Origin of the sequence: Paenibacillus sp. ATY16 (assembly GCF_003399985.2) — a bacterium.
GTDB lineage: Bacteria > Bacillota > Bacilli > Paenibacillales > Paenibacillaceae > Pristimantibacillus > Pristimantibacillus glycanilyticus.
On the sequence record NZ_NMOK02000052.1, the window covers coordinates 401,946 to 425,189 of the forward strand.

Genomic DNA, 23,244 nt, shown 5'->3' on the forward strand with positions numbered 1-23,244 from the left:
CCGCCTGTCGCTTCGCGAAAGACGGCCGCCGTTACCTATATTCGATTAACTTGGATTATTTCATTGCGGAAAGCGGGATGAACTTCAGCTTTTTCAGCGAACCGTTTTGGAACTTCGCGCTTTGCACATATTTGATGAATTCTTTAACAACGCCTGTAGGTTGGCCTTTCGTCATGTAGTAGCCGTAGCCCCAGACTTTGTATTTACCGTTGATTACGTTGTCTACGGTTGGAGCAACGCCATTGATGCTGACGCCGGTCATTTTTGTCGTGATGTAAGCGAAGTCGAGGTAGCCGATAGCGCCCGGAGTCGACTCTACGGCTGTTTTCATGTCGCCGCTTGTTTTAACTTCTTTGTAGTTGGAGCCTTTTGTCATGAAGTCCGTACCGTTCAGCGCTTTTTGTTGGAAGTTAACGCGGGTACCGGAACCAAACGCGCGGTTAACGACGATGATATCGGCATCTTTGCCGCCAACTTCTTTCCAGTTCGTTACTTTGCCGGAGAAAATGTCTTGCAGCTGTTTCGTGGTCAGGTTTGTTGCCGTAACGCTTTTGTTAACTACCGCAGCGAACGGAGTAACCGCTACTTTGTTAGCGACTTGGCCAGTGAAGGCTTCGAAGCCTGGAACGGCTTTCGTAGCGTCCCAGTCAACCGCACCGATATCGGCGATACCTTTGCGCACGGATTGAGGACCCGTGATGGAACCGGCGGCCGAAGCGGAGATTTTAACTTTAGGATTCAGCTTTTTGAATTCGTTAGCCGCTTGAAGAGTAAGCGGAAGAAGGGCGGACGAGCCGTTGATTACGATTTTGCCGGACAGCTTGCTGGCTGCTTCTGTCTTAGTAGGGGCTTGAACGGAGCCAAAGCCGATGGTTGCGATAAGAGCGGCTACCGTAGCCACTTTAAGCCATTTCAATTTCATTTCATTTATCCTCCTAAAAAGATGTTAAGTTTTTGCCGATTAGCGAGTAATCGTTGTGAATTTGCCGTTAACCGGAACAGCCAGCTGGTCGTTGCTGATTGCGGCGATATCGCCTTTGCCGGATACGATCAGCTCGGATACCGCATCCGATACGCTGTACAGCTTGCTTGCCGTACCTGTTGCAGGATCGATGGCGCTGATGCTGTTTGCATCGCCTTTTGCGGTCAAGACGATCAATTTTCCGTCAGCTTGGTTCATTTGGAACACGTCTTCAGCGCTGTAGACGGATGCCGCTTCAAGAGAAGCCGTGTTTACAGAAGCAACGCTGCCCGTGTTATCGTCATTGATGCTTACGTAGTAAGCTTTCGAACCGTCGGCGGACAGTTCCAGGAACGCTTTGTCGCTTGCGTCTTTCGTCAGTTGCACCGGTTTGTTGTCGCCTTTAGCCGAGTCGTAGAAGAAAGCTTGCGTTTCCGTACCTGTTGGGTCAATCGTAACATCGTCCTTGCTTACATCCGTAGCGTCATTTTTAACAACAGGCTGTTTGATTTGGAAGTAAGCCACTTTAGTGCCGTCAGCGGATACCGTAAGGTTAGCTTTGTAGTCGACTTTATCTTCCAGAACTTTCGTTACGCTGCCGTCAGCCAGGCTGAGCTTGCAGATAACGGAGTTTTTGTCGCCTTGGAAGAAGAAGATCGAGCTTCCGTCAGCCGAGAATACCATTTCGTTTTTAATCGAAGTATCCGTGCTTACTTTTGTCGATTGTTTCGTGCTTAGATCGATAACGTTAACCGTGCCGTCTTCTTCGGAATAAGCGGCTTTCGAACCGTCCGGGGATACGATCAGCTCGGATGTATCCGACGAAGTAAGCAGCAGTTCATTTTTTCCTGTCGCAGCGTCAACCAGGTAATCTTCGCGGCCGTTCTCGCCAGAAATCGATGCGATCAGCTTCGAAGCGTTTACCCATGTCACTTGATCGACATTCTCGAGGAATTTGACCGAAGTGATGTTGCCGTTGGAGTAGCCTACGCCCAGTTTGCCAAGGAAGCTTACCGGTTCAACGAATGCTGTACCGTTTACAGTCACGGCATCGCTCAGCTTAACAACATTGTGGTTCAATTGAACGGTAATGGTGCTGCCTGTAACGTTCAGGGAAGCTTCAAGAGCTTTCGCCAGGTCGCGAACGGAAGCGAGCGTTACGCCTTGCGCGTCAATCGTGCGGATTGCGACGGAATTGCCGTTGATGGAGACGGTAATGGAACCGACTTGAACCGCTTGTGCCGTTTGTACGGCCGATTGCGCCATTACTGGTGTAACGGCTGCTGCTCCAATTGCTGTTGCGAGCACGGAAATGACTACTGCTTTTTTCATTTGTAGTTCGTCACCTTTCTTATTTTCGAATAGTTGCTAGGTCCGACGGCACTACGCCGGTATGTATGAATGGCCTTGATTTCTCCCCCCGTCAAGCCGCGTCGGAACTATTTCGATTTCAAAGCTAGTCTAACAGCGGATTATTATCCCATTATTTAGAAATTGTAATGATTTTGTGAAGAAAGACCTAAGTTGATAGGGAATGTCGAAATTGCTATCCTAAAAATGACAAGAGGAGGAATGTCGGAATGTATCGGATATTTATCATCGAGGACGATGACAAAATAGGAGCTATACTGAAATCAACGATGGAGAAATACGGGTTCGAAGCGGAAAGGGCTGCTCAGTTCAAGGATTTGCTGGGGGAGTTTGCGTCCTATGATCCGCATCTTGTGCTGCTGGACATCAATCTGCCTTATTTCGACGGCTTTTATTGGTGCAGACAGATTCGGACAAGGTCTAACGTCCCGATTCTGTTTATATCAGCCCGCGAAGGGGAGATGGATCAGGTGATGGCTATCGAAAACGGCGGGGACGACTATCTTTCCAAGCCTATCCATCTTGATCTGCTGCTCGCGAAGGTAAAGGGAGCTCTGCGCCGGGCTTACGGGGAATATGCCGCGGCTTCCGCCGCTTCGGCAGCGGCATCCTCGGAGCTCGAATTGTACGGGCTGCGCCTTAATCTTAGCCGCAACGAGCTGGAATGGCAGGGAGAGCGGACCGAGCTGACGAAGAACGAACGGCTGCTGGCCGAAGCTTTTATGAAGAAACCGGATGAAATCGTGGCAAGAGAGCAGCTGCTCGAGGCGTTATGGGATGATGTTCAGTTTGTGGATGATAATACGCTGACCGTTAATGTAACCCGGCTGCGCAAGAAGCTCGAAGAAATCGGCATTATAAAAGCGATTGAGACGGTACGCGGACAAGGTTACCGGCTGAGCGCCGACGCCTTGCGGGAGGCTCAAGCATGATTCGTGCTTATCTCTGGGACCGTAAAGTTCTAATCGCAACCTATCTGTTAGGCTCCATTCTGGCTTGCGCGATGTTTTCTCTCGATAAGCTTCGTTATGAGAGAGCGGACGCGGGCCTTGTCTATTATTACGCCGAGCTTGCGGGCTTCCTGCTGGTTATTGGACTAGCCGTTGACTTCCTTCGTCAGCGCAGCTACTATAAGCAGCTTCGGGATGCGATTGAACACGGAACGGAGCTCAAGGCTTCGATGGTGATTACTTCCGGGATCACCAATGAACAGATTGCCGTGCAAAAGCTATTGGCCGCGCAATACGGCGCATACTTGACCGAGCTTAGCCAATACCGCCGGCAGCAGGAGCAGCATAATCATTTCGTCCTGCAATGGGTGCATCATATGAAGACTCCGGTGTCGGTTATCGATCTGCTTGTCCAGGAGGCGCTGCAGGAACGGGATGCTCCGCCTGCCCATACGGAAAGACTGCAAAGCATCCGCGAGGAGACCGGCAGAATGACAAGGGGACTCGATATGATGCTGCATACGGCGAGGCTCGACAAGATCGAATTTGATCTGCATCCCCGTTCGGTTCCCCTGCATGAAGCGGCCCGCAGCGTAATAAACGCGCATAAGCAGCTGTGCATCCGGCATGCTATATTCCCGAGAATTGACGGGGAAGCGGTGGTGGAGACCGACGAGAAATGGCTGACGTTTATTTTGAACCAGCTGATCGGCAATGCAATTAAATATTCAAAGCGCAAGCCGGGCTCGAAGAAGCTGATTGTCAGCATTGAGAAGGAGCCCGATTCAAGTGCCGTCAGGCTGTCTGTTATAGATGAAGGAATCGGAATTGAGGCGCATGACCTGCCAAGGATTTTCGATCCGTTTTTCACCGGAGAGAATGGACGTGCGGTTGAGGAGTCAACGGGGATGGGGCTTTACTTGGCGAAGAAGGTATGCGGCAATCTCGGTCTTGAGCTGCATGCCGAATCAGAGGTTGGTTCCGGTACGAAGGTTACGGTTGCGTTTCGCCCTGAAGGGATCCATTTGTTGCGTTAAATACGCAAATGCGATCGAAACATGACAAAATCGTAAGGTTCATAGCCTCCAATTGAAAGGTAAATCGATGGGTTGATAAGGGCTGATGGAGCTATACTGAGTCCATAATCAAAACAAATGAGAAAGTCTTGGGGAGGCAGTTACGATGAGTGTATTGCGTACGAAAGGAATTGGAAAGATTTATCACTCAAAAGGGAATATGTCCTATCGGGCACTTGAGGATATCGATCTCAATATTGAAGCGGGAGAGTTTGTTGGCGTCATGGGGCCTTCCGGCAGCGGGAAAACAACGCTTCTCAACCTCCTGGCCACGATTGACCGTCCTACATCCGGCGAGCTGGAGATTAACGGCATACAGCCCGGCAAGCTGAGCGACAAGAAGCTGGCGTTGTTCCGCCGTAGGGAGCTGGGGTTTGTGTTTCAGGACTTTAACCTTCTGGACACGATGACGATTAAGGAAAACATTATTTTGCCGCTGGTGCTGGAAGGCGTAGCGCCGCGTGTTATTGAAGAGAAGCTGAAGCCGCTTGCGATTATGCTGAATATCCATCAAATTCTGGACAAGCGGACCTATGAGGTGTCCGGCGGACAGAAGCAGCGTGCCGCTATTGCCCGGGCAATCATTCATCAGCCCGCGCTGGTGCTTGCCGACGAGCTCACCGGCAATCTCGATTCCAAAGCGGCGAAGGATGTAATGGACGCGCTGAAGGATATGAACGAGCGCCTTGGCGCGACGGTTCTGATGGTAACGCATGATCCGTTCTCGGCAAGCTATTGCAAACGCATTGTCTTTATCAAGGACGGCAAGCTGTTCAGCGAGATCCGGAGAGGAACGAACCGTCAGGCGTTCTTCCAGCAGATTCTGGATTCTTTGAGTGTACTGGGAGGTAATTTCGATGACGTTCCGTTCGCTCGCGCTTAGCAATATGAAAGGAAATTGGCGTTCCTACAGCGCCTTTTTCCTAAGCTGCGTATTTTCCGTACTGATCTTCTATATGTATTCGTCGTTTATTTTTCATCCGGACGTAGTAAACGGGCATATTGAGCAGGCGGCGAAGGTAAGAAGAGGGATGTTGTTCTGCCTGTACATTATCGGGATCTTCTCCTTCCTGTTTGTCCTGTACTCCAACTCGGCTTTTCTTAAAACAAGGAAGCAGGAATTTGGATTATTGTCCTTATTCGGGATGACCAAAGCGCAACTGAGAAAGCTCGTTATTTATGAAAGCATTGCCTTGGCCATTTTGTCCATTGGCGTCGGAATCGGACTAGGCATGCTGTTCAGTAAGCTGTTCTTTATGGCTTTATCGGTGTTCTTGAAGGTCACGGACCCGATCCCGTTTGCCGCGCCCCTGAAGGCGGTCGGAATGACGGGGCTTGGATTTTTTGTTCTGTTTGTCGCGATCGCGGTCCTTACCTCGCTTCGGATCGGCAAAGCCGAGCTGATCGAGCTCTTTAAGGCCGGCCGCAAGCCAAAAGGGACGCTGCTGTACTCGCCTTGGCTTGTTGCGCTGGCGCTTGTATCCCTTGGCGCAGGATACACGATGGCGGTTATGTTAGATTCGTTTAACTTCTTATATTTGTCGCTTCTTATCCTGGTGACGGTGACGGTCGGAACTTATTTTCTGTTTACGCAGTTCAGCGTGCTGCTTATTCGTTTCCTGCAGAGGCGCCATACGTTCTTCTATAACCGTACGAATATGGTAGTTCTGTCGCAGCTTGGCTACAAGCTGAAGGATAACGCTCGTATTCTGTTTATGGTCTCAATTATGAGCGCGGTTATTCTGACCGCATCCGGTACGTTTTATTTGATGCAGATCAGCGCCAAACAACAGATTTTCCAGTTCTATCCTTATGCTATGGCCGTAATGGAGAAAGGGCTTCAAAGTCACAAGGTGATTGATCCGGAAGAGCTGAAGACCCATCTTCGCGAAGCGGGGCACCCGGTTACGGATGAGAAAATTGTCGCCGGAGCAAGCGTAACCGATATTAAGCTAACACGGAGCAACGGGAACAATATCGATTATAATCCGGATACCATGATGATCTCGGAGTCGGATTATAACCGCCTGGCGGAAGCGCAAGGGAAGAAGAAGCTTCATTTGAAGCCGGGGATGGTAGCTATGCCCGGATCCTTCAGCCCTCCGATTGAAAGGATTCAGGGGAAGGTAAAGGACACGACGATTGATTTCCCCGTATCGGCGGATCACTCGGATAGCGTAATGAACCAGACGGATTTCAACTGGATGACCATTATTGTGGCAGACAGCGACTATAAGCAGCTTCTCGCAGGTGTGCCGGAGAGCGATCAGCTTGTCTGGTACGGCTACGAAGTGAAGGACTGGGAAAGCGCGGGTCCAGCCATTAAGAAGCTGCAAGTGAAGGAAGATCTCGAAGGGCAGGTCAGCCGCAATCGCGCAGATAACTTTGCCAACATGAAGGAAACAAGCTCACTTACCCTGTTTATCGGGTTGTTTATCAGTCTGTTGTTCTTTATCGCATCGGGCAGCTTGATTTACTTTAAGATGTTCACGGAGCTGCAGGAGGATCAGGCGCAGTTCAACGCGTTGAAACGGATTGGCATGACAAGGCAGGAGATTAGAAAAATAACGGTGACTCAGATCGCCATCATTTTTTATCTGCCCTGCCTCGTTGGCACCATTCATGCGCTGTTTGCGATGAAGGCGCTGGACGGATTGATGGAATCCAGCGTGTGGCTGTATTCGTTTGTGATTATCGGCATCTTTGTCGTCATGCAGACGATCTACTTCCTGCTCGCGAGCATGAGTTACTCCAAAGGATTGAATAGAGGAACGGCCAGCGCTTAGGCGCCGGCCGTTTTTTTTATTCTTCAATTAAGATTGCTGCTGCTCCAGCCACGAGATACGTTTTGTTTTTAATCCGCTGAGCGCTGCTTCCGCGGATGTATACTCCGCCTGCAGTTTTTTTAAGACCGTTCTGACTTCATGCGCGGCTTCGCAGGTGCGGTCCTGAGTCTCTTTGATCCGTTTCTGAACGATCCAGTCCGTAATCAGGCCGTCGAACCAATAGTCCCCGAACTTCAGCAGGCCGCTGATATCGACATGGATATTCAGGCTGTGCTGCAGATCCGCCAGCTCATCCCGGAAGCTCTTCAGCTCATGATTAGCCGCTGCGATGGAGGCCTTGGCATCATCGATATGCTCGTGTTTAATATGGGTGGAAATCAGCCCTCCGTTGCCCCAGGTATCCCAATTGCCCCAATTAATCGCTTTGTCGAGACTTTCGATAGCCGGCTCAAGCGAGGCAAGCACCCGTCTGCCCGCGGTAAAAGCTTCGTTCAGCTCGCGTACGGTAACCTGCTGAGCCGCAATCTCGCTTTCCATGGTTAGCAGCTCCGAGGCTTTGTCCGGCGTGCTTCTCAGGAAATGTTCCTGCTCCTTTAGCAGCTCGTAATAATCCTGTTCGGCGCCGAGATTCGCGCTAATGACCGTTCCGGTCTGCATAATTTCTTCCTTCAGCTTGTCACGTTCCTGCTTGGCTTCCGATAGCTTGAGAGCTGCGGCGACCGCCTGCTGACGCTCCATCTCCAGCTGTTCGTCCTTGCTGCGCAGCAGCGTATGAAACAGATTCGTCAGAGTCATTCGAGTAAGCTTATCGACATCCGCCTGTTCGAATTCCAAATCAAGCTCCAGACGGATAATTTGCCGTTCCAATTCGTTTAATCGGGAGCGGAATTGACTCTGTCTTCGAATGGCTCTATCAAGCTCGTATTTGCGTTCCTTTGCTTCCGTCAAACGATCAAACAAAGAATTTGTCATAAGCAGGAATTCCCTCCTGGAATAGGGTGATAATTGAAACTCTATACGAGGGCGGGGACCATTAAGTTTCATTCCTTGGCGACGGATATATGGTTACGGCTGGAACGTTAGATCAATCTGAATAATCTCGGAACGGCTGCCAAGACGGATTGGCGGTCCCCAGGAGCCAAAGCCCGAGGAGACAATGGCGTGCAGACTGCCCTTCAGCTTATAGCCCCAATCCAGCTCGAAGATACGGCGGGTGATGAGATGGTTAGGCGCCATTTGCCCGCGATGGGTATGGCCGGATAAGGAGAGGTCGATGCCGTTTACGGCCGCTTGCTCCAGATCGGAAGGCTGGTGATCCATCATAATGAGCGGGCGGGCCTTATCCAGATCGGCAATCAGCTCGCTGATCGGCAGACGGCCTTCCGGATCGCTATGCCGCGCCGCCAGGTCTTTGCGTCCCACGATATAGAAGCTGTCCTGGACCAGGATGTTTTCGTCTAGCAATACGCGAATGCCAATCGCCTTCATCTGGGCGATGTATTCCTGAATGTGTCCGCCGATATATTCGTGGTTGCCCAGCACGGCATAGACGCCAAGCGGCGCCTTCAGCTTGCTCATGGTAGCGGCCATATTGCGCTTGATAAAAGGATCAATGCTGTCGTCAATAACGTCGCCGGGAAGCAGAATCAAATCCGGCTTCATTTGCTCCATGTGGCTGACGAGGCGGCCAAGATGCTTGTTGCCGACAACCGTGCCCAGATGGATATCGGAGGCAACCCCGATCCGGAGCTTCCGGATATCGCCGGCCTGCTTCGGAATGGTCAGGTCATAATTGCGGACAATCGGAGTCCAGGCGTTCCAAGCTCCCCGAATAAGGATCGAGGCCAAGAGAACGAAGGCAATTGTGCCTACGGAAGCAACGGCTGTTTTGTAGGGGACGGAAGCAAGCGTCAGCAGCCAAATGGCCAGATCCGCCAGAGGCAGGATGAGTAGACCGTACTCCATGACGGCAAACCAGTAGGAGCCAACGTATTTCAGGAAATAAGCAACTTGGCGCACCGGCGACGCCGAATGCTGTCCAAACCGTCCGGCAAGCCAGGCGAAGGAGAGGATGCCAACGATAATGCCATACGGCCAGGCTTGCTCCAGGTTAAACAGCGTGGACAGGTACACCCAGCCATTCCAGCCGATGTACCAGTTCAACAAGGCAAATACAAGGAGGAAGACGGTAATAACGGGAATAAATCTAGCTTTCACTTGGACATCTCCTTACTTGGCGCATATAGGTTTCGTTAAACTTGTGAACCTACTATATCACACCAGGAATTGCCGGGTAAAATAAGGCGGATTTAGCGCTTGGCATTGGTCTCGCCGCCTTTTTTCTAGTATACTTGTACAATGATTTTACGGCAGGGAGAGGGATTCAATAATGAAATCGTTAGTGCTTGCGGAAAAGCCAAGCGTCGCAAAAGAAATTGCGCGCGTTCTCGGCTGCGGCAGCAAAAATAAAAGCTATATGGAAGGCCCCGAGTACGTAGTCACTTGGGCGCTTGGCCATCTGGTGACGCTTGCGGAGCCGGAGGATTACGATCCGAAATACAAGACATGGAATCTGGAGGATCTTCCTCTGCTTCCGGGTAAAATGAACCTGAAGGTCATGCGCGAGACGTCGCATCAATATAAGGCGGTAGCGCAGCTGTGCAAACGACCGGATATCGGCGAGCTTATTATCGCAACCGATGCCGGGCGGGAAGGCGAGCTTGTAGCCAGATGGATTATGGAGCTTGTTCACTGGCGCAAGCCGTTCAAGCGGCTGTGGATTTCGTCCCAGACGGACAAAGCGATCAAGGATGGCTTTAAGGCGCTTAAGCCGGGCCGGCAATACGATAACTTGTACGCATCGGCCGTCTGCCGGGCGGAGGCGGACTGGCTGATCGGACTTAATGTCACTCGCGCGCTTACGGTGAAATACAATGCCCAGCTTGCTGCCGGCCGCGTGCAGACGCCAACGCTTGGCGCGCTGATCGACCGGGAGAAAGAGATTAACCAATTTCAATCGCAGCCTTATTGGACGGTATCGGCGGATCTGGGCGCTTTCCAGGCGATGTGGCGCCAGAATGACAATCATGACGGCAGAGTGTGGGACAGAAGCGAAGCTGAAGCAGTGGCTTCACGCCTGCAAGGAAAAAATGCCAAGGTTGACAAGCTTCGCACAACCCAGAAGTCCGAGCCTCATCCGCAAGCTTTCGATTTGACGGAGCTGCAGCGGGAAGCGAACAAACGGCTTGGTTTTTCGGCGAAAATGACGTCGAACGTCCTGCAGAAGCTGTACGAGCAGCATAAGCTCGTTACTTACCCGCGTACGGACTCTCGTTATTTGTCGAGCGATATCGTGCCAACGCTTAAAGGACGCCTGGAGAGCGTTGCGGTAGGGCCGTATGCGCCGCTTGCCCGCAAGCTGCTCCGGGGTCAGCTGACCGTCACGAAACGGTTCGTGGACGACAGCAAAGTGAGCGATCACCATGCGATTATTCCGACCGACGAATACGTGAATTTATCGGCTCTCAGCAACGATGAACGCAAGCTGTACGATCTGATCGTGCGCCGTTTTATCGCGTTGTTTTACCCGCCGTATACGTACGACGAGACAAGCGTCGTGCTGACGGTTGGCCAAGACAAGCTGTACGCGAAAGGCAAAGTCCAGAAGGATATCGGCTGGAAAGAGCTGTACGGCGGCAGTGACGCGAGACTTGCCGCAGACGAGGACGACGAGGAGGAGAGCGGGCGCGGCGAGGACAAGAGCACGCCGGAGCAGCTGCTGCCGGAGCTTGTCCAAGGACAAGCTGTTCCGGTGAAGCAGAGCCGCTTGAAGGAGCTGCGCACGCTTCCTCCGGCGCGTTATACGGAGGCCTCGTTGCTCTCGAAAATGGAGAAGCATGGACTTGGCACGCCGGCTACCCGCGCGGATATTATCGAGAAGCTTCTTTCGACCGATACCATTGAGCGTACCCAGAACCGCCTGGTTCCGACGAGCAAAGGCAAGCAGCTGATCGAGCTGGTTGTTGACGAGCTGCGCAGCCCGGAGCTGACGGCCAAGTGGGAGCGGGAGCTTGAGCTTATCGCGCATGGCCAGGGTGACGCGAAGCGGTTCATGGCCGGAATCCGGGAGCAGGCGGACAAATGGGTTACGGCGGTTAAGAATGAGACGAAGGAATACAAGCCGCATAACTTGACCCATTCGCGCTGCCCGGAATGCGGCAAGCTGCTGATGGAAGTGAAGGGCAAGCGCGGCAAGTCGCTGGTCTGCTCCGACCGGGAGTGCAGCTACCGCCGCCAGGCAGAGCCTGCGTTGTCCAATAAGCGCTGCCCGCAATGCCATAAGAAGATGGAAATTCATAGCGGCAAGGCAGGCAAGTACGCGCAGTGCAGACCATGCAACGTGATCGAGATGCTGGGCGACAAGCAGGGCGGAAGGATCAATAAGCATCAGCAGAAGAAGATGATCGAGCAGTACAGCGATAATGTATCGCTGTCCAATAGTCTCGCCGATGCGCTGAAAGCCGCGATGAACAAACAAGATAAGGAATAACCGGAAGAGGGAGTGCCGTGAAGAACGGTACTCCCTCTTTTTTGCTCGGACAATCATCCAAGAGACAACCGTTCGTCCTTCATATGCTATTAATAGGAAAGGAGATTGATAGCATGGAAGAACAACTTGGCCGGCCAGTCCCCGATAAATGGGCTAAGCAGGCGGCGCTGCTCGCCGATCCGTTTATTGCCCCGCATATTCCGCCAACAAAGCTATACAATGCCGGCAACTTAAGAAGCATGCTCGGCAAGCATCAAATGGTTGTCATTAAGCCGGTTATCGGCACGGGAGGACACGGCGTTATTAAGGTATCGAAGACAAGCTCGGGCTACAGCTTTACCTCTCATTCGACAACGCATTCTTATGCCAGCTTTGAAGCTCTCAAATCCGCACTCGACAAGAAACGCAAAAATCGTCCTTATCTGATTCAAAAGGGCATCCGTCTTGCCAAGGTTGGCGCTCGTCCGATTGATTACCGGGTAAAATATGTAAAGACGGAAACAGGCTGGGAATATCGCTCCATGGTGGGGAGAATTGCAAAGCCGGGTCTGTTTGTCACGAACCTGTGCCAAGGCGGCACGATGGTTACGGCGGCAGAGGGAATCCGCAGATCCTTATCTCCGTCTCTGGTGGGGGCGAAAAAGCAAAAAATGCGCGATCTGACCGTTGCATCAACGCGAATACTGGAGGAAAGGTTCCCTGGCGTTGGGCAGTTAGGGTTTGATTACGGCATCGACGTTAACGGCAAGATATGGATCTTCGAAGTGAATACGAGGCCGCAATAAGAAGGAAAAGGCCGATCATAAACCCTTTCGGGTTTGTTTTTTTTCACGGGAAAACTACAAGCTTATGCACGTAATTTCAATATATTCCATTAATGGGGCAAGGAATTTCGATTAAAGTTTTTTATCGCGACTTGGTAAAAAAAGGCTGTGTATAAAAGTATCCACATCATCCACTGCGTTAAATCCTCATTTTTCGACTTGTATTCACATCTCATACACAGCCTGTCCACAAGGATATGTGTATAATGGGGGCCATTGTTGTAGGGAAAATGGCATGTTACGATGGGGACAGCTCAGGAAACTTTAGGAAGAAAGGAAGTGTCCAGGTATGGATCTGCTGTCAGACGAGCTGCTGGAAGACACCTACCTTGCCGCTATTCAGTACAAGCTGGAAGACGACTTCATCCGAATGCTTCTGCTCGAGATGAAGCGAAGACAACTCAACAAGGCTGCCGCCTCAAACGCTATTTAAAGGTGTACTCCCTATTTCCGTAACGGCAGCCTCAACCGTCCGTTCGCAGGACGAGCAGTATACAATATGCAAGCAGTTTCTATTATCGGCCGATTGATTCCATAAAGTCATTTCCGTCTCAAGTGGCACATAAGGTGCATAAGGACCAATCCAGTCCGTCATTCGGCCCCAATCTTCCATCGCTTGGCCACAATTGGAGCAAGCTGCATCCAGCGGCTGCATGCCATTGCATACAGGACAAAACATAAGGGTATCCTCCTTGGCTCGTGCAGATTGCCTGCACTTGAATGAAACGCCAACGTTAGGATACCCTTCTTATTTCCGTTTTAACATTCGCTACAGCTTCATGTTGCTGCTATGCCCCGGTGAGAGCTTAGCGTCCGGATCAATATAGACCTTCGCGTTATTAATGGCGGTAGGGGCTTCCCCGAAGCCAACGGCAATCAGCTTCAGCTTACCCGGGTAGGTCGTAATGTCTCCCGCGGCAAAAATGCCGCTGACGCTGGTCTCCATTCTTGTATCCACGACAATGGAGCCGCCTTGAATCTCAATGCCCCATTCGGCAATCGGGCCGAGAGAGGAAACAAAGCCGTAATTGACGATTACCGCATCTACTTCGATCTCGGCTTGCTCCTTGGTTTTGACATCCGTCAACGTTACGCGGCTGATCCGGCCGTCCCCGTGGAGGGAGGTAACCTCTTTAGGCGTCTGGACGTTAACCTTCGAGTTCATCAGATTCTCTACGCTATGTTCATGCGCGCGGAACTTGTCGCGGCGGTGTACCAGCGTAACCGACTCCGCGATGGGCTCAAGCATCAGCGCCCAGTCAACGGCCGAATCGCCGCCGCCCGTGAGCAGTACCTTTTGCCCCTTGAACCGGTTCAGATCCCCGACGAAATAATGAAGATTGCTCTTCTCGTATTGCATGGCTTCGGGCAGCTCCAGCTTGCGCGGCTCGAAAGCGCCAACGCCCGCCGTAATAATAACGGCTTTTGCATAATGTACGGCTTTATTGGTAATGACTTCAAATAAACGTTCGCTCTGTTTGTTCACTTCAACGACTTTTTCTTCTAATAATATTTCCTGCTGAAAAAGACTGATTTGCTCAATTAACCGATCAACAAGCTCTTGGGCTGTAACTTTCGGAAACCCGGCCACGTCATATATGTACTTCTCCGGATAAAGGGCTGCTAGCTGACCGCCTAGCTGAGGCATGCTCTCGATAATTTTAACGGATGCCTGGCGCATTCCGCCATAAAAGGCTGCAAACAGGCCGGCAGGCCCGCCGCCAATAATGATAATATCTGCAAGGTTATTCGGCTGCTCTACGGATGACATGGAAAGCACCTCCAATATATTGATGATCTGCTTTCTATTATATGCCTGCCGTTTCCAAGAAGGAAATATTAATTTGTATGCTGCTCTAAAGTTTTTCGTATATTTTGCTCTTGAAGTTTAAGTGAAAACTATGTAATATTTCTGATGTATTGTATGTATGGCGCCGAATTTGGACAGTCAACAGTAGATAAATAGGACTGCAACGCGGGTATTTATAGCGTACAATCGGAGCGATAAATCGGACCAAAAAATGACACAATTCGCTGGGGTAGAAATATAGATCCAGCACGGATTGTGTAATTTTTCACAAACAAAAAGACACATAAACAAGCTAAGGAATGGATGGGATCATACGATGAGCAACATACCCAAAATTGTCATCTTAGGAGCTGGCTACGGCGGTGTGCTTACTGCGCTGCGGTTGCAAAAAGAACTTAATTATAACGAGGCCGACGTCACTTTGGTGAATAAGCACGACTATCATTATATTACAACGCATTTGCATATGCCTGCTGCGGGAACGGATAACCCGGAGAATGCGCGCGTCAGCATTTCCAAGCTGATTGACGAATTCAAGATCGACTTCGTGAAATCGACGGTCGTTCAGATTCGTCCGCAGGACAAAAAGGTTATTCTCGAAGATGGAACTCTTTCGTATGATTATCTGGTCATCGGTCTTGGCGGCGAGCCCGAAACCTTCGGCATTCCTGGGCTTGGCGAATATGCAATGAATATTAGAAGCATCAACTCCGTCCGCCTCATCCGTGAGCATATCGAATATCAATTCGCGCGCTTCAAGCGCGAACCGCATCGTACCGACTACCTGACCTTTATCGTAGGCGGAGCGGGCTTTACCGGCATCGAATTCATTGGCGAGCTGTCCGACCGTATCCCTGAGCTGTGCAAGCAGTTCGACGTCGATCCCGCACTCGTGAAAATTTATAATATTGAAGCTGCGCCAACCGCGCTTCCGGGCTTCGATCCTGAACTCGTGGAATACGCGATGGACGTATTAACTAAAAAAGGCGTAACGTTCCGCATCGGAACGGCGATCAAAGAGTGCACGCCGGACGGCGTCGTCGTTGGCGAAGGCGAAGAAATCAAATCGCAGACGGTCATCTGGACCGGGGGTATCCGCGGCAATCGTCTGATTGAGGATGCAGGCTTTGAAACGATGCGCGGACGCGTAAAAGTGGACGATAACCTGCGCGCGCCAGGCCATGAGAATATTTACATCGTGGGCGACAACTCCCTGATGTTTAATCCTGAGGGCCGTCCTTACCCTCCAACCGCTCAAATCGCCATGCAGCAAGGCGTTGTATGCGCTCATAACCTGATTGCTTCGATCCGCAACCAGCCTTTGAAGGCTTTTGTCTTCAGCAACAAAGGCACAGTGGCGTCGCTTGGCAAAGGCGAAGCGATTGGCATCGCCTTCGGCAAGAAATACAAAGGCCGCACGGCTGCTTGGCTGAAAAAGATGATCGACCTGCGTTACCTGTTTATTATCGGCGGTATTCCGCTTGTGCTTCGCAAAGGGAAGTTCCTGTAATGCGCCACTGCAGCGTTCAAGTCCGCGGATTGTTGACTCGGGATGAGCTCGACCGCTACAATGCGTTGATGGAAGTCGGCTCGTTCCTCGAGTCCCAGCAGCGTTATGATCTGTCGTATACGGTGCAAAAAGAAGTGGATATTCTCATCCTGCCCGCCATCGAGCGGCTGAAGGAGAAAGGCCGCGAGCGCGACCGTGCGACTGAGCTCTATCTCGAACAAAAACGCCTCGGCCTCCTGGACGAGGACGACGAAGATTAATAAAAAGCTTTCGCTCCGGCGACAATGTCATTGAGTTAAGCAAACTTAATGACATTGCGCTTAGGCGAGAGCTTTTTTATTTTGACCGGACGTTTGTCCGCTCCGCGCTTCGCGATCTGACGAAACGTCATATCGCTATTTGCCCTTTTTCGGGCATCATGATGCTTATAAGCGGTAAATAGCGATACCAGGTTTCGTTGGAATTCCCAAACCGCTAAATTCGAGCGAATAGCGATACGTAGTTTCGTTAGCTGAGGCTTTTTTTTTTGTGGAGGTTCCGGACTGTGTTCGATACACAGAGTTGCAGGAGTATTATTGTTATTAACTATAAGCTCTATCGAGTCTATATATTTCAGTTATGAACAAGGTTGGTATTATGCTGTAACCAAAGCAGGGATGTTGGGAGGCGGATAAAACTGACAAATCCATTTTCGATTTCGGTTTGGGGAATCGTGCGCAAAGCGGATGAGGTTTTACTGGTTCAACAAAATTATGGAGCTAATAAAGGATTATGGCTGCTGCCGGGAGGATTTGTTGAAGCGGGGGAATCCTTGGAGGAAGCTTTGACTCGGGAAGTTCAGGAGGAGACGGGGCTGTCCGCTGTCCCAACAAGAATTGTCGGCATCCGAAGCGGAGTGAGGCAAGTGGGGGATGTTAGGGAAACGGGGATTTATATTGTTTTCGAAATGGAGTATGTATCCGGCGAACTAATGGCATTGGATCAGAACGAGATCTCCGATCTGCGATTCCAAATTCCGTCTCAGGCTTTAAATGACCCGCAGGTCATTGATCTCGCGAAACAATTCATCCAATCAGCCGACGGTTCTAACCAAGGCCTGCTCAAATCATCCAGCCCAATAACCACCAAGACGAAATACCAGTCCTACGACGTCTATCTGCCCTAAAAAATAACGCCACCGGAATCACCCGGTGGCGTTATCGGTCAAAAAAAATAGGTTGACGATGCCGTAGCAGCTCAAATGATTCTGGAGAAACGGAGAGTTCGCCTTTGTTCACGGATTCCAACCTATTAACCAATAATCAAGGAATCCGTGAACAACAGCGATCGGAAGAACATTCAAATGCGCAGTCCTGCCACTAACCTACAATGCCTACAGCGAGAGCATCGCCTTAAACTTCTCGTCCGTCAGCAGATTCCCTACAAAGAATTCGCCAAAGTCGCCGTAACGCGCGCTGACTTCGTCAAAGCGCATTTCGTATACGAGCTTTTTGAACTGAAGGGCATCGTCGGCAAACAGCGTAACGCCCCATTCCCAATCATCGAAACCAACGGAGCCGGTGATGATCTGTTTCACCTTGCCGGCATATTTGCGGCCGATCATGCCGTGGCTGCGCATCATGTTGCGGCGGTCTTCCATGCTCAGCATGTACCAGTTATCGTTGCCGGAACGGCGTTTGTTCATCGGGTAGAAGCAAATATGTCTTGCTTTTGGAAGGGATGGCTTCAGACGCGCCACAACCTCCGGATTTTGCATCGGGTCGCTGCCCGGGGAATTGACGTAGTTGCTAAGCTCAACAACGCTCACATACGAGTGAGCCGGCTGCGTGAACTCGGCGAACAGCGTTTTGTTAAACGCGGTTTCGATCTCGTTCAGCTCTTCCAGCGTTTCGCGCAGGTGCATAAACACGAAATCGGCTTTTTGGCCAACGATGGAATAAACAGCCGTGCTGCCTTGCTTGTTCTCGTCAACGCTGCTCCATTCCTTCAAGAAGGATTGAAGCTCGTCCAAAGCCTGGCTCCGTTCTCTATCGCTTGCAAGCCGCCATGCCGCCCAATCCATCGAACGGAAATCATGCAGCGCGTACCAGCCTTCTAATGTAATGGCTACTTCACTCATGGGTAAATTCTCCTCTCGTCACATTGCTTTTAATATTGTATCGTAAATAAATCAGCTAGAGCAAATGGCGGACTTGTGACAAATGGACAGCTCCGATTGACTTCCTTATTTCCATTATTTAAACTGAAAAGCGAGACTTTCCATAAGGAGAAGAGGACATGCTTCAATTATTTGTAGCCACCGTGCTGTTCCTGGTCATGATGTTCGGCATCGGCTTTATTCTCAACATGCTTCTCAAAACAACGTGGTTTCCTATTTATGTCTTTATAATCGTACTGCTGCCTATCGGCATATGGTCGACATGGGATCATTCCGTTTCGTTTGTCGACAATTTCACAGAGTTTACATATGTAGATGTTATCCCGGTTATCGGCGCTTTGGCGGGTGCTTATATCAGCGGATGGGCCATTCGCGCGCTGCGCCGCGGCGGCTATAAAATGTTCTAAATTATTCAACGGCTTCCGTTATTCCGAAGGGAATCACGGAGCCGTTTTCCGTTTCTAAGAAAATTATTAGTTTCCTCGTATACCGCGTTCTGCCAGGGATAGCGACGGCCGCTTGCCGCGTCACCTCATATTTCTAGTTTTGTATTCGTCCCCGGCCCTTCTTTTTATGTTAGAATAATAGAAAGTACGAATGAGATGGAGAGATGCAATTGCGCATCGGTAATCTACTGCAATATACAGAACATCACCGTTATTACATTTTTCGAGATTTTTCGCTAAGCAGCCTGGACTATAAAATGTTGTCGCTTATCTATCAGCCGATGATAGGCGCATTTGCTATTGCTTTATATCAGCAGCTTTATCATGGCATCGCCGAAGGAACGTCCGGTTATTCCGCCATTGAAACGCAGCGCAAGCTGTTCCTGGGACTTGGACTGGACATGAACGAACGCGGCAGAAAATATTTGATCGATCAGGCATCGCGCCTCGAAGCGGTTGGGCTTCTGCAGACGTCGAGGGTAGGAGTGCCGGATCAGGCGGATGTCATGTACGAATACGAACTGTCGCAGCCGCTAACGCCGGGGGAATTTTTCCGCAATCAGCATTTGACCCTGCTTCTTAGGGACAAGATCGGCAAGTACGCGGTTATTTCGCTTCGCGAATCGTTTGGGGCGCAAGAGCCGGACGAGCTGGCGCAGAAGCAGTTGACCAAAGAAAACATATCGGTGCCTTTCTATGAGCTCTTCCAACTGAACACGCATTCGGTGGATCAGGAGCTCGAACAAGCTTTAACGGAAGTAGCGCCAACCCGCCAGGCTGCGCCTCGGGCACAGCTTGAGACGGCAGGTATTCCTTACGGGGAAATTATCCTTCGTTTTCCGCGAAATTCGGCAAACCGAAGTTATGTGGAGCGAATGCGCGGCAATTCCGAGCAGCTCGCGCAAGTCAATTATGTTGCTTACAAATACAATCTATCCGTTGCGGACATTTGCCGCTTATTGGATGAAGACGGCATTTTCGCTTCGAATGGCGATCTGATCGTAGACGAAATTCAACTGCGCGCGAATCAACTGTACCGCCAGGATAAGAAGCGCGAAGGAGAACGGCAAAGAACGCTTGCCCGCGTACAGGCAGCAGCCGTTCAACCAAACGAGACGGAGGAAGAGCTTGTCGAGTTTGGCGTTCAGGAAGAGTATTACATGCTTGTGCCAAGTCAATTGGCGGGCAGATGCGACGTGCAGCAATATAATATGCTCATGCGGAACGAACCGCATACCCGTTTTTTGCAGCGGTTTTTCCCTGGGGCCGTACCGGATTGGATCGAAAGATCCTTTGAGCGGATTGATCTGAATTACAAACTCCCCGAACCGGTAATCAACGTACTTATTCATTACGTGATAGGCATGAACGATGCGCAGCGCGTAACGAAAACATTCGTGGAGGCCGTTGTGTCCAACATGCTGGTAAAGCAGGTGGATACCTTCGAGAAGGCCGTTCTTTACGTCAGAGAACAAGCCGAGGTAGAGGCCGACAAGGAACGCCGGAATGCCAGAGCGGCAGCAGGTCTTCCGGGCACGAGAGGAACGTCGCGCAACAGCTCGCGCGGAGGTATTTCGCGTAAGCCTTCAATTCCGATTGTACAGGATGAAGGAGCGGGAGATACGGCAATCTCGCCGGAGAAGCTGGAACAAATGCGACAGCTGGCCAGAAAGCTGGACGGCAAAGGTTAAACCATAAAGCGGGGTGAATACGAATGGAATCGCTTGGTGAAATGTTAAAAGCATGGCCTGGCGGTAAGTCAATGAACGATCAAGCGGAACAAAAGCTTAGAGAGCTAATGGCGGACCCTCTTGTTGAGCGTCTGTTCGTCAAGCACCCTGAGCTGGATGAACGTGCGGTACGGATGAATATGAACCGGGTTTATCAATATGTGAATGAATACCGGAATTGTTCGAACTGCCCGGGATTAAACAATTGTCCGAATGATTTCGAAGGCCATTATACATTGCTTTCTTGCGAAACGGTTAATGATCAGGTTCAATTGATTGACCGGAAGGTATCCTGCAAAAAGTTCCTCGCGCGGCGCAGCGAAGAGCAGATCAAGAACCGGATTCGCAGCTTCTATGTGGACGAGACTGCGCTGAATAACGGTTATTCGGCCGATGAAATATTGTTCAACGATCCGAAGCGGACCGAGGCAGCCTATCAGATTCTCGCTTATATCGATAAGACGAAGGAAGAAGGGCTGCAAAAGGAAGGCTTGTACCTGGCTGGCAAGTTCGGCACGGGCAAGACGTTTCTTATGTGTTATCTGCTTCACGAGCTTGCGAAGGCGGGATACTCGGGAGCTATCGTTTACATGCCGGAATTCGTGGAAGATTTGAAATCGATGATGCATGACCAGACTAAGCTTCGCGAGACGGTAGAGATGATGAAGGAGACCGATCTTCTCATCTTTGACGATATCGGAGCCGAGAACCTGAATCCATGGGTTCGGGACCATGTCCTTGGATCGATTCTCAATTACCGGATGAACCGGAAGCCTACCTTATATACTTCCAACTATGAGCTGGATGCTCTGGAGAGACACTTCAGCTTTACAAGCAAAGACGGCGATGAGCAGCATAAAGGAGAACGCCTGATGAACCGGATCAGGCCTTATGTTGAAGTTGTTATGGTCACGGGAGAGAATAAGCGGGGACGCAAATAAAAAAAGAGGCTGCACATTTGTTCAAATGTGCAGCCTCTTTTTTTGAACATACTTTAACTATTTACCGCGTTAATAACTTATAGTATACTCTCTTCATGGGGAGGTGAGAGAATGTTACATACTTGGAAAAATAAAGTTCAAGATGTACATCTATGGAAGACGAAATCGGTGAGCAGAAGTTTAGAATGAGTTTGCTATTAATGCCTTACTAGTAAATTATGTAGGCGATGTAAACAGAATGCAATACTTATGTTTAAAATAATCAGAAAAATTAAAAGATTTGAACAAATGAAAAGGCAGCGATGTTTAAACAGAGCATATGGACGATATCACGTTCAATTTAAAGGAGGAGATAGGATGATTACCCGAAAGAAATCTATGAAGTTTTTGTTCCTATTAAGTATTCTGGTTATCCTAATCGCAGGCTGTTCCAATAAGAATACTAATAACAGCTCGAATTCCCCTTCGCCTTCGGCAACAACTGCCGACGAATCGGCTTCTCCTTCCGCGGAACCTTCAGAGGATCCCAATGCGCCTAAAGTAGGCGGAACGCTAACGGTAAGCACATTCTCCGATATTGTCTCGGTCAATCCGATTTTTGTGAATGATACGGCTTCCGGAGATATGCAATATTTGTTATTCGCCCAATTGTACGATCTTGACCGTGACGGCAACCTGGTTGTACAGCCATGGTCTATCGCTGCTGAACTTCCGCAAATTTCGGAAGACAGCAAAACCTATACCGTAAAAATGAAAAATACGGCCAAATGGAGTGACGGTCAACCAATTACCGCGGATGATTTGGTCTTTACTATTAATACGATCATCAATCCAAAAGCGGGTGCGCCAGGCATCAGCACGTTTGACAAAGTTGGCAGCGTCGAGAAAGTCGACGACTACACCGTCAAAATTACGCTGAAGCAAGTATACGCGCCATTCCAATATTCCCTAATGCTTAATCCGGTGCCAAGCCATATCCTCAAGGACGTGAAGCCTGAAGATCTGCAGGCGAATGCATTCGGTAAAGACCCTGCCAAGACGGTGACAAGCGGTCCTTGGAAATGGTCGGAGTGGAAAGCCGGCCAATACGTAAGCCTGGAAGCCGATCCGAATTATTGGGGCGAAGTAAAGCCTAATATTCAAAAAGTCGTTTACAAAATTTACGCCGATCAAAATACGGAAGTTCAAGCGCTGATCAAAGGCGATGTGGACACGACGCTGGCGATTCCGATCACGCAGCTTGAAGCGGTTGAGAAAAACGACAAAATCAATGTCATTAAAGGATCAACCTCGACCTACGAGTATATCAGCTTTAACTTTGACGCCAACAACTTCCCGGATAAGTTCATTCCGTTCTCTTCGCAGAAGAGTCGTCAAGCCATTGCTTACGCTTTGAACCGCCAAGGCATGGTCGATAACGTGCTGAAAGGTACAGGCGCTCTGATGAATGCACCGTTCCTTCCTGGCTCCTGGTCGGATCCGGGCGACAAAGCGGTTAATTACAATTACGACGCCGAGAAAGCAAAAGCGCTGCTGGCCGAAGACGGCTGGGTTGCCGGCAAAGACGGCATTCTCGCGAAAGACGGCCACCGCTTCTCCTTCGAACTGCAATACAACGCCGGCAACAGCCGCCGTGAAGCGGTAGCGCAAATCATTCAGCAGAACCTGAAGGACGTAGGCATCGAAGTGAAGCCGACGGCGATCGATTTCGCAACATGGATCGATCAGAACATTACGCCTGGTAAATACCCTGCCATTCTGCTTGGCTGGTCGCTTAGCAATCCGGATCCGGATGGCGAAAGCATCTTCTCGTCGAAATACTTCCCGCCGGCAGGTCAAAACAGCGGTTGGTATAAGAACGAGAAGCTCGACAAGCTGTGGGTGGACGGTTACTCCGTGGTGGATCAAGCAGCCCGTAAAGAAATTTACAACCAAATCGCAACCGAAATTTCGACTGACTTGCCTTACGTATTCCTGTACCAATACGGCAACCCTCAAGGTATCGGACCTAAAGTGAAATTTGCGGAAGAGGATGCGCCTGTACCAACGCAGCAAACCGGATATTTCTATCATATGATCAAATGGTGGCTGGCCGAATAAGCGGCGTAATCAATCGTTTGCAGAAGAAGAGG

The 23,244-nt window shown here is 50.3% G+C and carries 21 protein-coding genes; 14 read left to right on the top strand and 7 right to left on the bottom strand.

The genetic code is table 11. The features are described 5' to 3' along the window. Window positions 1–55: 55 nt before the first annotated feature. Window positions 56–922, bottom strand: a complete 867-nt coding sequence (locus CFI03_RS27605; RefSeq protein ID WP_127495562.1) for a phosphate ABC transporter substrate-binding protein — start codon at window positions 920–922, stop codon at window positions 56–58. A 39-nt stretch (window positions 923–961) separates the two neighbouring features. Beyond that, entirely contained in the window at window positions 962–2,293 is a 1,332-nt protein-coding gene (locus CFI03_RS27610) for a TolB family protein (protein ID WP_248762112.1), read from the bottom strand. A 248-nt stretch (window positions 2,294–2,541) separates the two neighbouring features. On the opposite strand from CFI03_RS27610, the gene CFI03_RS27615 reads away from it, so the two are divergent. From CFI03_RS27615 to CFI03_RS27630, 4 genes are all read left to right on the top strand, one after another. Further along, window positions 2,542–3,264 carry a response regulator transcription factor gene (locus CFI03_RS27615; protein ID WP_127495560.1) on the top strand — a complete coding sequence of 241 codons (723 nt, stop codon included), beginning with the start codon at window positions 2,542–2,544 and terminating at the stop codon, window positions 3,262–3,264. Beyond that, the gene (locus CFI03_RS27620) at window positions 3,261–4,319 is read left to right on the top strand and encodes a sensor histidine kinase (protein ID WP_248762128.1); all 1,059 of its coding nucleotides are present in this window, start codon (window positions 3,261–3,263) and stop codon (window positions 4,317–4,319) included. Before CFI03_RS27615 ends, CFI03_RS27620 begins: the two co-directional genes overlap by 4 nt. A 145-nt stretch (window positions 4,320–4,464) precedes the next feature. After that, window positions 4,465–5,241 (top strand): ABC transporter ATP-binding protein, encoded by a 777-nt coding sequence (locus tag CFI03_RS27625; protein WP_201007987.1) that lies wholly within the window; start codon window positions 4,465–4,467, stop codon window positions 5,239–5,241. Beyond that, a complete protein-coding gene (locus tag CFI03_RS27630; RefSeq protein WP_248762136.1) occupies window positions 5,216–7,144 on the top strand; it encodes an ABC transporter permease in 1,929 nt (642 codons plus the stop codon). Before CFI03_RS27625 ends, CFI03_RS27630 begins: the two co-directional genes overlap by 26 nt. Window positions 7,145–7,171: 27 nt before the next feature. Here the strand turns inward: CFI03_RS27630 and CFI03_RS27635 are convergent, their stop codons facing one another. Next, entirely contained in the window at window positions 7,172–8,116 is a 945-nt protein-coding gene (locus tag CFI03_RS27635) for a coiled-coil domain-containing protein (protein WP_248762138.1), read from the bottom strand. 93 nt (window positions 8,117–8,209) lie between these two features. Continuing rightward, the gene (locus CFI03_RS27640) at window positions 8,210–9,361 is read right to left on the bottom strand and encodes a metallophosphoesterase (protein WP_248762153.1); all 1,152 of its coding nucleotides are present in this window, start codon (window positions 9,359–9,361) and stop codon (window positions 8,210–8,212) included. Window positions 9,362–9,533: 172 nt separating this feature from the next. Between CFI03_RS27640 and CFI03_RS27645 the strand changes: the two genes are divergently transcribed. The 3 genes from CFI03_RS27645 to sda all read left to right on the top strand — a co-directional run bounded on the left by CFI03_RS27645 (window position 9,534) and on the right by sda (window position 12,950). Continuing rightward, on the top strand, window positions 9,534–11,693 hold the full coding sequence (locus CFI03_RS27645) for a DNA topoisomerase III (protein ID WP_248762160.1): 2,160 nt from the start codon (window positions 9,534–9,536) through the stop codon (window positions 11,691–11,693). A gap of 113 nt (window positions 11,694–11,806) precedes the next feature. Then, window positions 11,807–12,478, top strand: coding sequence for a YheC/YheD family protein (locus CFI03_RS27650; RefSeq protein WP_127493168.1), 672 nt, complete (start codon window positions 11,807–11,809; stop codon window positions 12,476–12,478). Between the two features lie 328 nt (window positions 12,479–12,806). Further along, window positions 12,807–12,950: a sporulation histidine kinase inhibitor Sda gene (gene sda / locus CFI03_RS27655; RefSeq protein WP_127493166.1), complete on the top strand. Its 144-nt coding sequence runs from the start codon at window positions 12,807–12,809 to the stop codon at window positions 12,948–12,950. Here the strand turns inward: sda and CFI03_RS27660 are convergent. Then, window positions 12,936–13,196, bottom strand: coding sequence for a hypothetical protein (locus tag CFI03_RS27660; protein ID WP_248762169.1), 261 nt, complete (start codon window positions 13,194–13,196; stop codon window positions 12,936–12,938). The two genes, sda and CFI03_RS27660, sit on opposite strands and share 15 nt — an antisense overlap. Before the next feature lie 90 nt (window positions 13,197–13,286). After that, window positions 13,287–14,288 (bottom strand): NAD(P)/FAD-dependent oxidoreductase, encoded by a 1,002-nt coding sequence (locus CFI03_RS27665; RefSeq protein ID WP_248762171.1) that lies wholly within the window; start codon window positions 14,286–14,288, stop codon window positions 13,287–13,289. Between the two features lie 355 nt (window positions 14,289–14,643). Here CFI03_RS27665 and CFI03_RS27670 point away from each other — a divergent pair, with 355 nt between their 5' ends. The 3 genes from CFI03_RS27670 (at window position 14,644) to CFI03_RS27680 (ending at window position 17,002) form a co-directional block, all read left to right on the top strand. Then, window positions 14,644–15,837, top strand: coding sequence for an NAD(P)/FAD-dependent oxidoreductase (locus CFI03_RS27670; RefSeq protein WP_015846384.1), 1,194 nt, complete (start codon window positions 14,644–14,646; stop codon window positions 15,835–15,837). After that, a complete protein-coding gene (locus tag CFI03_RS27675; protein ID WP_127493161.1) occupies window positions 15,837–16,097 on the top strand; it encodes a hypothetical protein in 261 nt (86 codons plus the stop codon). Before CFI03_RS27670 ends, CFI03_RS27675 begins: the two co-directional genes overlap by 1 nt. A gap of 368 nt (window positions 16,098–16,465) precedes the next feature. After that, complete coding sequence (locus CFI03_RS27680; protein WP_283094709.1) at window positions 16,466–17,002, top strand: NUDIX domain-containing protein; 537 nt, start codon at window positions 16,466–16,468, stop codon at window positions 17,000–17,002. A 207-nt stretch (window positions 17,003–17,209) separates the two neighbouring features. Here CFI03_RS27680 and hemQ read toward each other — a convergent pair whose 3' ends face one another. Beyond that, window positions 17,210–17,956 carry a hydrogen peroxide-dependent heme synthase gene (gene hemQ / locus CFI03_RS27685; RefSeq protein WP_127493155.1) on the bottom strand — a complete coding sequence of 249 codons (747 nt, stop codon included), beginning with the start codon at window positions 17,954–17,956 and terminating at the stop codon, window positions 17,210–17,212. A 158-nt stretch (window positions 17,957–18,114) separates the two neighbouring features. Here hemQ and CFI03_RS27690 point away from each other — a divergent pair, with 158 nt between their 5' ends. The 4 genes from CFI03_RS27690 to CFI03_RS27705 all read left to right on the top strand — a co-directional run bounded on the left by CFI03_RS27690 (window position 18,115) and on the right by CFI03_RS27705 (window position 23,212). Further along, window positions 18,115–18,402, top strand: a complete 288-nt coding sequence (locus CFI03_RS27690; protein ID WP_127493152.1) for a YuiB family protein — start codon at window positions 18,115–18,117, stop codon at window positions 18,400–18,402. A gap of 209 nt (window positions 18,403–18,611) precedes the next feature. Next, window positions 18,612–20,132 carry a replication initiation and membrane attachment family protein gene (locus CFI03_RS27695; RefSeq protein ID WP_248762189.1) on the top strand — a complete coding sequence of 507 codons (1,521 nt, stop codon included), beginning with the start codon at window positions 18,612–18,614 and terminating at the stop codon, window positions 20,130–20,132. A gap of 23 nt (window positions 20,133–20,155) precedes the next feature. Continuing rightward, window positions 20,156–21,112: a primosomal protein DnaI gene (gene dnaI / locus CFI03_RS27700; RefSeq protein ID WP_201007996.1), complete on the top strand. Its 957-nt coding sequence runs from the start codon at window positions 20,156–20,158 to the stop codon at window positions 21,110–21,112. Between the two features lie 357 nt (window positions 21,113–21,469). Continuing rightward, window positions 21,470–23,212, top strand: coding sequence for an ABC transporter substrate-binding protein (locus CFI03_RS27705; protein WP_248762203.1), 1,743 nt, complete (start codon window positions 21,470–21,472; stop codon window positions 23,210–23,212). Window positions 23,213–23,244 lie beyond the last annotated feature (32 nt).